Source organism: Mesorhizobium sp. WSM4821, from assembly GCF_055901555.1.
In genome coordinates, this window is sequence record NZ_CM148371.1 from 1,799,279 (window position 1) to 1,808,740 (window position 9,462).

Below are 9,462 nucleotides of genomic sequence, written 5' to 3' on the forward strand. Positions count from 1 at the left end.
AGGCAAAGTTTTCGAAATCTCAACCGTTGGTTTCAGGCTTTCTGCGCGGATCGAGCCGCAATGCTTCCGGCGTGATAGAACGTTCGGCCGGTTGCGTCTTGAAGGCGTCGCGGTCTTCGATCGGCACCGGTGCTCGACGGTTGATGCGCAGCAACGTGTAACCCGCCAGGCAAAGATGCGCCAAGGCAGTCGCAAGGAACAGGCCTTCCGGCCGCATCCAGCCCATCAGGGCGGCGCCCAGCAACGGCCCGATCATCGTGCCGAAACCATAGAGCAGCAGCAGGCCGCCCGACACTTTGACGAAGTCCTCCGCCCGGGCGTGGTCGTTGGCATGGGCCACGGCGATCGAATACAGCGTGTAGGCAAAGGCGCCGTAAGCGGCGGTGCAGACAATGACGAAGACGCCGGAGCGCGGCTCGAACAGGAAGACGGCGACGGCGAACAGCGCCGCGCCGAAGGCCAGGCCCGCCAGCACAAAGCGGCGGTCGGTCTTGTCGGAGAGACGCCCGGCCGGAAGCTGCATGGCCGCGCCGGCGACGACCACAAGGCTCATCATCAGCGCGATCTCGGCCGTGGAAATGCCGATGCGGGCGCCATAGACGGCGCCGAGCGTGCCCCAGGCGCCGTTGGCGATACCGATCAAAACGCAGGCGATCGCCGACACCGGCGAATTGACATAGAGCCCCTTGACGTCCAGCGAGACATCCTGCAGCGGCTTGGGATGCGAAGCCGTCGAGACCGCGGTCGGAATGAGCGACAGGCAGAACAGGATGCCGGTGATCATGAACAGCGACGCCGACTTCACGTCGCCGCCGGCTACGATCATCTGGCCGCCCATGATCGAGGCATAGGTGACCATCATGTAAAGGCCGAATACGGCACCGCGGTTCTCGTTGGTGGACTTCTCGTTCAACCAGCTCTCGATGACCATGAAGGCGCCAGCCATGGTGAAGCCGGTGAAGGCGCGCAGCAGGATCCAGAAATATTCGTCGATGATCAGGCCGGTGAGCAGTGCGACGATGGCTCCCGATGCCGCAAAGGCGCCGAAAGCGCGGACGTGACCGGCACGGCGCACGATGCGCGGCGCGAAGAAGCAGCCGGTGACGAAGCCGCCTGCCCAGGCCGTGCCCATCAGGCCGAGCGATGCGGTCGAGAAACCTTCCACCTGGCCGCGCAGCGGCAACAGCAGTCCATGCAGTCCGGTCGCCGCCAGCAGGAAAGCGGTGCCGCGAAGCAGCGAGAGGATCGGTCGGTAGCTTGCAAACATTTAGCTGATCCGGCTGGAATTTAGGGAGGATCTGAAGATAGTCGCATTCGGGCTTTTCGGCGGCGGGTGCTTCGGCCCTGGAACTATCCGCGGCGGAACAGCGCCTCGGCCGCCGATTTGGTGGTGCCCTTGGCCTTGAGCTCGGCTTCCAGCCGGGCGATCTCGTCGCGCAAGATGCCGATCCGCTCGGACAGTTCATCGACGGAAAGCAGCGACAAATCCTGCCCGATCTCATGCGGGCGCGCTTTCTTTTTGGGTTCGTCGTCGAAGATCGCCATCGTCGCTCCTCGCTCGCGCAAAAATTAGATTGTTGCAGCGTCCTTTGGGCGTCCAATCGGATGCCCGGCGCTGTCATGGCCATTTGCCTGATTTGGCAATCAGCATACATAGGGCAGGGGCATGGATGCAAATAGTCGGCAAGAAACCGGCAGCTGGCAAGAAACTGGCGAAGCGAGACGGGAAAATTCATGGCGAATGGACAGGATAAAATTCCGGCGACGATGACGGCCATTGCGATCTCGGAACCCGGCGGACCGCGGGTGCTGAAACCTGAAACGCGCGACGTGCCCATGCCCGGTCCCGGCGAAATCCTGATCCGGGTGCGCGCCGCCGGTATCAACCGGCCGGACGTGCAGCAGCGCAAGGGCGCCTATCCGCCGCCGCCGGGTGCGTCGGACCTGCCCGGCCTCGAAGCCGCCGGCGAAGTCGCAGCCCTTGGCGACGAGATATCACGCTGGCGCGTCGGCGACCGGGTGTGCGCGCTGACGCCCGGCGGCGGCTATGCCGAATATGTCAGGGTTCATGCCGGCAGCGTGCTGCCGCTGCCCGCCGGCTTTACCCACACCGAAGCGGCGGCGGTGCCGGAAAACTACTTCACCGTCTGGCACAACGTCTTCGAGCGCGGGGCCTTGAAGAGCGGCGAGACGCTGCTCGTGCATGGCGGTTCGTCCGGGATCGGCACCACGGCGATCCAGCTCGCCTCCGCCTTCGGCGCTTACGTCATCACCACTGCCGGCAGCCGGGAGAAATGCGACGCCTGTCTGAAGCTCGGGGCCGATCGGGCGATCAACTACCGCGAGGAGGATTTCGTTGCGGCGGTCAAGGAGGCGACCGACGGCCGCGGCGCCAACGTCATCCTCGACATGGTCGGCGGCAACTATGTGGCGCGAAACTACGAAGCCGCGGCTGTGGAAGGCCGCATCGTCCAGATCGCCACGCAGGGCGGGGCGGTGGCAAACGCCGATTTTTCGAAACTCATGGTCAAGCGGCTCGTCCATACCGGCTCGACGCTCAGACCGCGCACGGTCGAGTTCAAGGCGGCAATCGCCGCGGCACTGGAGGCGCAGGTGTGGCCGCTGCTCGGCACCCGCAAGGTGGCACCCGTCATGGACATGATCTTCCCGCTCAAGGAAGCGTGGCGGGCGCATGAGCGGATGGAGGACGGTGACCACATCGGCAAGATCGTGCTCGATGTCGGCTGACGCATCGGCCAAGACACACGCCCCAACAAGCTGAACAAAAGCTTAATGGTGCAATGCAACAAATGCATTGCGGCCATGCAAAAGCGTCTGTTCAATTCCTGGGCAGCGATGCCTATTTACGCGTCATCGAAACGAATGATCCAACAAATGGAGGACCACCATGAACCCGATCCGTGCTTTCCGCAACTGGCGCATGTACAACGAGACCGTGCGCGAACTGAACAAGCTCAACGCCCGTCAGCTCAATGATCTGGGCATCAACCGCGCCGACATCGAGAGCATCGCCCGCAAGGCGCTTTGATCTCGAGCGTGATCCCGCCAGAAAGTATCAAGCCGCTTCTCGCGGCGCCTGGGTCCGGGATCATGCTTTAGAAGCCAGAGCCGCAGCAGACGGATTTCCGTCGTCGGTTCCGAACCCGCTGGACCCTGTCCGGCGGGTTTTGTCTTTTTTGGGGTCCGGGCAACAACGGCGGTTATGGAGCCTCGATGCCGGGCCCTTCTAGGCCGAGCTTCAGCTATTGATCGCGATTTGAAGCCACACGCTCGGTCAGCGAAAGCCGACTTGCGAAAACGCGAGTGACATGCCCCGGTGCCCAACGGCTCTTTGACGGGTCTGGCCATCATCGCCCTCGCGACCTCCCAAAAACATTGCGAAATGGCGAGAGAGCGGTTATACAGACCGCGAATTTCCCATTTTGGTGGCTCTAAAACCACCGCCCGCGCGGGAACGCGGGCGAACGAGAAGGATTTTTCATAATGGCCAATACCCTGCTGATGCCCAAGGCGACCGCCGTCTGGCTGGTCGACAATACCGCGCTCTCCTTCGAGCAGATCGCGCAGTTCTGCTCGCTGCATCCGCTCGAGGTCAAGGCGATCGCCGACGGCGAGTCGGCGCAAGGCATCAAGGGCATGGACCCGATCATGACCGGCCAGCTGACCCGCGACGAGATCGCGCGCGCCGAGAAGGATCCGAACCATCGGCTGAAGCTGTCCGACCCCAAGGTGCGGGTGCCGGAATCCAAGCGCAAGGGTCCGCGCTACACGCCGCTGTCGAAGCGCCAGGACCGGCCCAACGCCATCCTCTGGCTGGTGCGCAACCATCCCGAGCTGAAGGACGCGCAGATCGCGCGCCTGGTCGGCACCACCAAGTCGACGATCGACCAGATCCGCGACAGAAAGCACTGGAACTCGGCCAATCTGCAGCCGATGGATCCGGTGACCCTGGGGCTGGCCTCGCAGATCGACCTCGACATGGAAGTCAACCGCGCCTCGCGTGGCCGCGAACAGGCGCAGCCGGCCGGCGACACACTGCTGCCGGCGGCATTGACCGAGCGGCTGGTGCCGGCGCCGGAGAAGCCAAAGGACGAGGATGCGGAACTCGACGCCAACGCCGTCTTCGCCAAGCTTTCGGCGCTGAAGTCGAAGGACAAGGATACGGACGACGAGGAGTAGGTCATCCCGCGGGCACCAAGCCGGCGCCCCACCACGCCTTCGGCAACTGCCTCATTCACCGCTGTGTGTCCTGGCGTTCATTGACCGCACCCCTGCGCCGGTCCCGCCATTTTTCGAACTCCATGCCCAACAGCAAGGTGGCGGCGAGGAAAAGCAACATCCCCCATTCGCGCAGCGAAACCGGCGTGATCCTTAGCGTGTCGCTCAGTCCTGGAATGTACATCGCGCCAATGTGCAAGGCCTGCGCGCCGAGAACGCCGAGAACCAGGAGGGGATTGGCGAACAGTCTCTGACGGAAGACCGAGAGGTGCTCGGAACGGCTGTTGAAGACCTGGAAATTCTCGAAGAGGACGAAGAGAAGCAGCAGAAGGTTGCGCGCCTGCTCCTCGGGATAGCCCTGCCGGAGCAGCCAGTAGAAGACGGCGAAGCCTCCAACGCCCATGACCAGAACGGAATGCCAGATGCGGCGGATCATCACGCGATCCAGGATCGGCTCGTTCGGACGGCGGGGCGGGTGGCGAAGTTCGTCGCCCTCGGCCGCCTCGGCGGCAAGCGCCACGTCCTGTATGCCATTGGTGACCAGGTTGAGCCAAAGGAGCTGGACGGCCAGCAGAGGCATGGGCAGTCCCATCGGCATTGCCAGCAGGAACAGCACCACCTCCGCCGCGCCGGTCGATACCAGCATGAAGACCACCTTGCGGATGTTGGCGTAGGCGACGCGCCCCTCCAGGATACCGTTGACGATCGAAGCGAAATTGTCATCGGTGACGACGATATCGGCGCTTTCCTTGGCCACATCCGTGCCGGCTCGTCCCATCGCCACACCGACATGGGCATGTTTCAGCGCCGGCGCGTCGTTCACGCCGTCGCCGGTGACGGCGACGAAATGTCCGTTGCGTGAGAGCGACAAAACGATCGAGAGCTTCTGTGCCGGATCGACGCGGGCGAAAATACGGGCGTTACGCGTCAACTTGTCGAGTGCCGCTTCCCCATCCTGTTCAGCGCGGCGCACCGTCTCGCCCGTCACCACCTGGTCGGGTTTGAACACAAAGCCGGCCTGCCCGGCGATCACGCTTGCCGTTCGCGGATCATCGCCCGTCACCATCGCCACTTCTATGCCGGCACGATAGCAGTCGCGGATGGCGTTCGGCACTTCGGGGCGCACCGGATCCTGCATTCCCGCCATGCCGAGAAAGGTGAGATCCACAAGGTGGTGATGCGCGTACCCGTCGTCCGGTGTCGTGTCGATTTCCGCCTGAGCGAATGCCAGAACGCGCAGCCCCATTCCGGCAAGCTCCTCCTTCTGGCGCAGCAGAAACTCACCATCGATCGGCGCCGGTCGGCCATCGGCATCCATCCGGCTGGCCATCGCTATCAGCGTTTCGGGCGCGCCCTTGACGAAGATGCGGACACGGCCCCTGCGGCGGTGAAAGGAGGCGGCGTATTTGAGATCCGGCTCGTAGGGGATGCGCGTGATGAGTGGATAATGCGCGGCGATTTCCTCCTGCGCGATGCCTCCCTTGCGGGCTGCCGCCAGCAGGGCGACATCGACAGGGTCGCCGTGCCGGCTCCAGCTTTCCCGCTCCTTGAACAGACGCCCCTCATTGGGCAAGGAAGCCGCTTTCAGAAGGGCGGATGCGCGCAGCGAGGCCTGCACATTGCCGCCGTGTGGCGACACGATTGAACACGCGTCCAGGTCCTGGCCCGCCTCGCATTTCAGTCGCGTTCCGTCCGGCAGCAGGATATCCGTGACGGTGAGTTCGTTCATCGTCAGCGTGCCCGTCTTGTCTGTCGCGATCATGGTGCAGGAGCCGAGCGATTCCACTGCCGGCATCTTGCGCACGATGACGTTTACCCTAGCCATCCGCCGCATGCCGATGGCCAAAGCGACGGAGATCGCGACGGGCAGCCCCTCGGGAATAGCGCTGACCGCAAGACCGACCGCAAGCATGAACAGGTCGCGATAGGGGATGTCGCGCAGAAGCCCGACCGCGACCAGCAGAAGTATTGCCAGGCAGACAGCGATCGCGATCATCCGCGAAAAGCGCTCCAGGCGTATGAGGAGTGGCGGCTTGGATATCGAGCGCTTGCCGATCTCCTCCGCGATCTTGCCGATTTCGGTCGCGCCGCCGGTCGAAACGACGACGCCTCGTCCGCGTCCCCGCGTGATCATGGAGCCGGCATAGACAACGTCCAGCCCCGTTTCCGCACGCGACGATGAGGCTCTTTTCTTCACCGGCCTCGATTCGCCGGTCAGCAGCGACTCGTCGCATTGAAGGTCCTTGCTGAGCAGAAGCTGAATATCGGCCGGAACCCTTGAACCGGCTTCCAGGAGCACCAGGTCGCCGGGAACGAGTTCGCGTGCGTTGATCCTGCACTGCGCTCCATCGCGGATCACCGACGCATGCGGCTCTTCCAGATTTCGGAGCGCTGCCGCGGCCCGCCCAGCCGAATATTCCTGTGCGGCTCCTATGATGCCGTTGATCACCAGGACAACGCCGATGAACAGCGCATCCTTCGCGTCTCCCAATGCCAGCGAGACCACGGCTGCGAAGAGAAGTATATAGATCAGCGGGCTTAGGAACTGCCGCAAGAATACGGCGGCGAGAGATGGCGCATACGGTTGGGGGAGTGCATTCGGGCCGTATTGTTCGAGCCTGGAGCGCGCTTCGGCATTGGTCAGCCCAAAAACAGGAGGACCATCCGGTATTGGCGCGCCGTTCGTCTGCGAGAGGACCAGATCGTTCATCTCTTCCGGTTGGCACGGCCCAGACAACAGTGGGCGGCTTCGCCTGGTCCGTTGCCCCTTCGGGTTATCGTTGCCGTCGCCAATCTGTGTGGCACATGGCCAAGTTAAATTGTTTGTCTTGAATCAAGCCAGCGTGCGTTCCTCATCCCACTGTGGGCAGAGACAGGGCCTGGCAAGGACGCCATCACGGGAGGTGGGAAGGGGAGCAACCTTGTCGGCCCTGGGCTGTTGCCGGCCGTGATGCCATCGACGCTGCCAGGCAGTGCCATGCCGTAGCGGCCTTTCACACAGCCCGCGTTTCACACAGCCCGCGCCAGGCGGGCTTTGCGCTCTTGCGGCGTCAGGGTCGCGCTGCCCGGTCCGGTCTCATGCCGTAGTCCTCGCTGCGCTCCACCGCGCGATAGAAATCCGCGAGCTGCTTGCCGCGCTCCGGCTTGAAGACGCGGCCGGCGATAACCACCGAAGCGATGCGGTCGATACGGAAAGCCCGGAAATCGTCGCGCATCTCGCACCAGGCGACCAGCGTCCATACCTTGCCCCAGAACCACAGGCCCAAGGGCCGGATGTCGCGCGCGGTGCCGCGGCCTGCTTCGTCGGAGTAGTCGATGGTCAGCACCTGGCGTTTCTCCACCGCGCGCTCGATCAGGTCGATCGCCTCGCGGGCGGCATCGCTCACCACCCACATCGGCGTGTGGATCTCGGTGCGGGCGATACGGTCCTTTTCTGCGTCGGGCAGCACGGCGCCGATCTTGACCAGCGCCTCGTCGGCGGCCCGCGCCATGGCTGCACCGCCAAAGGCGCGCACCATGCGGGCGCCAGCGACCAGCGCGACGATCTCGTCACGCGTGAACATCAGCGGCGGAAGGTCGAAACCCTCCCTCATCATGTAGCCAACGCCGGCCTCGCCGTCGATCGGCACCCCGGTCGATTGCAGGTCGGCGATGTCGCGGTAGATGGTTCGCTCGGAAACCTCGAGCCATGTGCCCAGCTTCTGGGCGGTGACCAGACGGCCACCGCGCAGATGCTGCACGATCTGGAAGAGCCTGTCGGCGCGGCGCATCGTACGGTCCCTCGATTTCTATGTTTCGAGCCCTTCGCGCTTGCGCTGCGCGGCGACGAATGCCGCGCCGAAGGACAAATTCCCTGTGGTCGGCGTCTTTGCGTCCAGCACGCGCCAGAACGGCGCAATATCGCTCAGCGTCATGCCGCGCTCCAAATCCTCGTTGGCGACCTCGGCAACGGTGCGCAGATGATAGCCGTTGGTGACCGGGCATGTCACTTCGGCACCGTGCTCGACGGCGAGCAAATCGCGGACGTCCATGTCCACGCCCTTTGGGATAGAGCGGATGAAATCATCGACCTGCCTGGCCGTCGGCACCAGCATCGACTGGCCCTCGATGACGTCGCCAACAGTGCGCGGCGACGGCTTGATGCCGTTGGTGCCCGATGTGTTCAGCCTGTCGCTCCAGCTTTTTACCATGCGGCACCTAGACGAAGAGTCCAAAGCTGTTGCCGTCCGGGTCGAGGCAGTAGGCGAATGTGCCGGCCGGAATGGAGATCGCTGGCGAGACGACCTGGCCGCCGCTCTGCCTCACCCGTTCCATGGCGTCCTCGATCGGTGCGGCAACCGACAGATGGATTGTCGGGCCGGTTCCCGGTGCTGCGGGTTTTCCGGGATAGACGTGCCCGGAGGCCGTGCGGTCCTGCGCGGCGAAAATGGCGATCGGGTTCGGGCCGCTCTCCTCCAGCACGAGATCGTTCTGAAGCACCGATGCATAAAAGGCGCGCGCCCGATCCATGTCGGCGACAGGGATTTCAAACCATGCCGAGGCTTTCGCGGGGATAAAGGCCATGTGTTTCTCCTGACGCTGCCGTAGTATTGCACTTCGCTCCTGACACCATACTGTCAGGAGGCTTCAGCATATTCCCCTTCAGCATACTCCTTGGCGAACAGCGTACGCATCTGTGCCAGGTCGCTGCTTCTCTGGGGATAGAGTGTCTTCAAAAAGGCAAGAGCGAATGTGCCGGGAGCCGAACCCGGCGCTGACGCGATGCGACCGTCGGCGACGGCATGGGGCACATCCTGGTAGTTCTGGGCGCCGGCGTAACCCGGTTCCTTTTCATTGATCCAGTCGCGACCATTGCTGGTGTGCTTGGCCTTGTCGAAGAGGCCGGCGCGCGCGAGCGCCAACGTGCCGGCGCAGATGCCCCCAACCACGCCGCCGCGCATCGCAATTGCTGTCAGCAGTCCGGAGATATCAGGCGGGTCATCGACCCACTGGTCGGAGCCGATGACCGCGATGGCGTCGAGATCGGTGTTTTCATCGACCTTGGCAGAGCGATCTGGCGTCAGCAGAAATCCGCTGGCCGAGGTCACAGGCTTGCCGTCCGGCGTAAGCGACAGCGCGCGTGCGCCGAACCATTCGACCGCCGAAGCCGCCAGCAAGCCGTACTCCCAGTCCGCGAAGCGATCGATGAAAAGGATGCCGATGGTCTTCTGTTCGGACATTTCC

10 protein-coding genes are annotated in these 9,462 nt (G+C 63.5%); 3 read left to right on the top strand and 7 right to left on the bottom strand.

All coding sequences use genetic code 11. The features are described 5' to 3' along the window. Positions 1-19: 19 nt before the first annotated feature. Together AC0NID_RS08620 and AC0NID_RS08625 are read right to left on the bottom strand one after the other, a co-directional pair. A complete protein-coding gene (locus tag AC0NID_RS08620) occupies positions 20-1,267 on the bottom strand; it encodes an MFS transporter (RefSeq protein WP_145711296.1) in 1,248 nt (415 codons plus the stop codon). 83 nt (positions 1,268-1,350) lie between these two features. Next, entirely contained in the window at positions 1,351-1,545 is a 195-nt protein-coding gene (locus tag AC0NID_RS08625) for a DUF1192 domain-containing protein (protein ID WP_145711298.1), read from the bottom strand. A gap of 189 nt (positions 1,546-1,734) precedes the next feature. On the opposite strand from AC0NID_RS08625, the gene AC0NID_RS08630 reads away from it, so the two are divergent. From AC0NID_RS08630 to AC0NID_RS08640, 3 genes are all read left to right on the top strand, one after another. Continuing rightward, positions 1,735-2,748 carry an NAD(P)H-quinone oxidoreductase gene (locus AC0NID_RS08630; RefSeq protein ID WP_473456091.1) on the top strand — a complete coding sequence of 338 codons (1,014 nt, stop codon included), beginning with the start codon at positions 1,735-1,737 and terminating at the stop codon, positions 2,746-2,748. 160 nt (positions 2,749-2,908) lie between these two features. Further along, a complete protein-coding gene (locus AC0NID_RS08635) occupies positions 2,909-3,049 on the top strand; it encodes a DUF1127 domain-containing protein (protein ID WP_473456092.1) in 141 nt (46 codons plus the stop codon). Positions 3,050-3,504: 455 nt separating this feature from the next. Next, positions 3,505-4,200: a DUF1013 domain-containing protein gene (locus AC0NID_RS08640; RefSeq protein ID WP_473456093.1), complete on the top strand. Its 696-nt coding sequence runs from the start codon at positions 3,505-3,507 to the stop codon at positions 4,198-4,200. Between the two features lie 55 nt (positions 4,201-4,255). Here AC0NID_RS08640 and AC0NID_RS08645 read toward each other — a convergent pair whose 3' ends face one another. The 5 genes from AC0NID_RS08645 to AC0NID_RS08665 all read right to left on the bottom strand — a co-directional run bounded on the left by AC0NID_RS08645 (position 4,256) and on the right by AC0NID_RS08665 (position 9,458). After that, the gene (locus AC0NID_RS08645; RefSeq protein ID WP_473456094.1) at positions 4,256-6,949 is read right to left on the bottom strand and encodes a cation-translocating P-type ATPase; all 2,694 of its coding nucleotides are present in this window, start codon (positions 6,947-6,949) and stop codon (positions 4,256-4,258) included. Between the two features lie 340 nt (positions 6,950-7,289). Continuing rightward, positions 7,290-8,009, bottom strand: coding sequence for a helix-turn-helix transcriptional regulator (locus tag AC0NID_RS08650; protein WP_126035317.1), 720 nt, complete (start codon positions 8,007-8,009; stop codon positions 7,290-7,292). An 18-nt stretch (positions 8,010-8,027) separates the two neighbouring features. Further along, on the bottom strand, positions 8,028-8,429 hold the full coding sequence (locus AC0NID_RS08655; RefSeq protein WP_473456095.1) for a hypothetical protein: 402 nt from the start codon (positions 8,427-8,429) through the stop codon (positions 8,028-8,030). Between the two features lie 7 nt (positions 8,430-8,436). Continuing rightward, positions 8,437-8,802 (bottom strand): VOC family protein, encoded by a 366-nt coding sequence (locus tag AC0NID_RS08660; RefSeq protein ID WP_473456096.1) that lies wholly within the window; start codon positions 8,800-8,802, stop codon positions 8,437-8,439. A gap of 53 nt (positions 8,803-8,855) precedes the next feature. Further along, positions 8,856-9,458: a DJ-1/PfpI family protein gene (locus AC0NID_RS08665; protein ID WP_473456097.1), complete on the bottom strand. Its 603-nt coding sequence runs from the start codon at positions 9,456-9,458 to the stop codon at positions 8,856-8,858. Positions 9,459-9,462 lie beyond the last annotated feature (4 nt).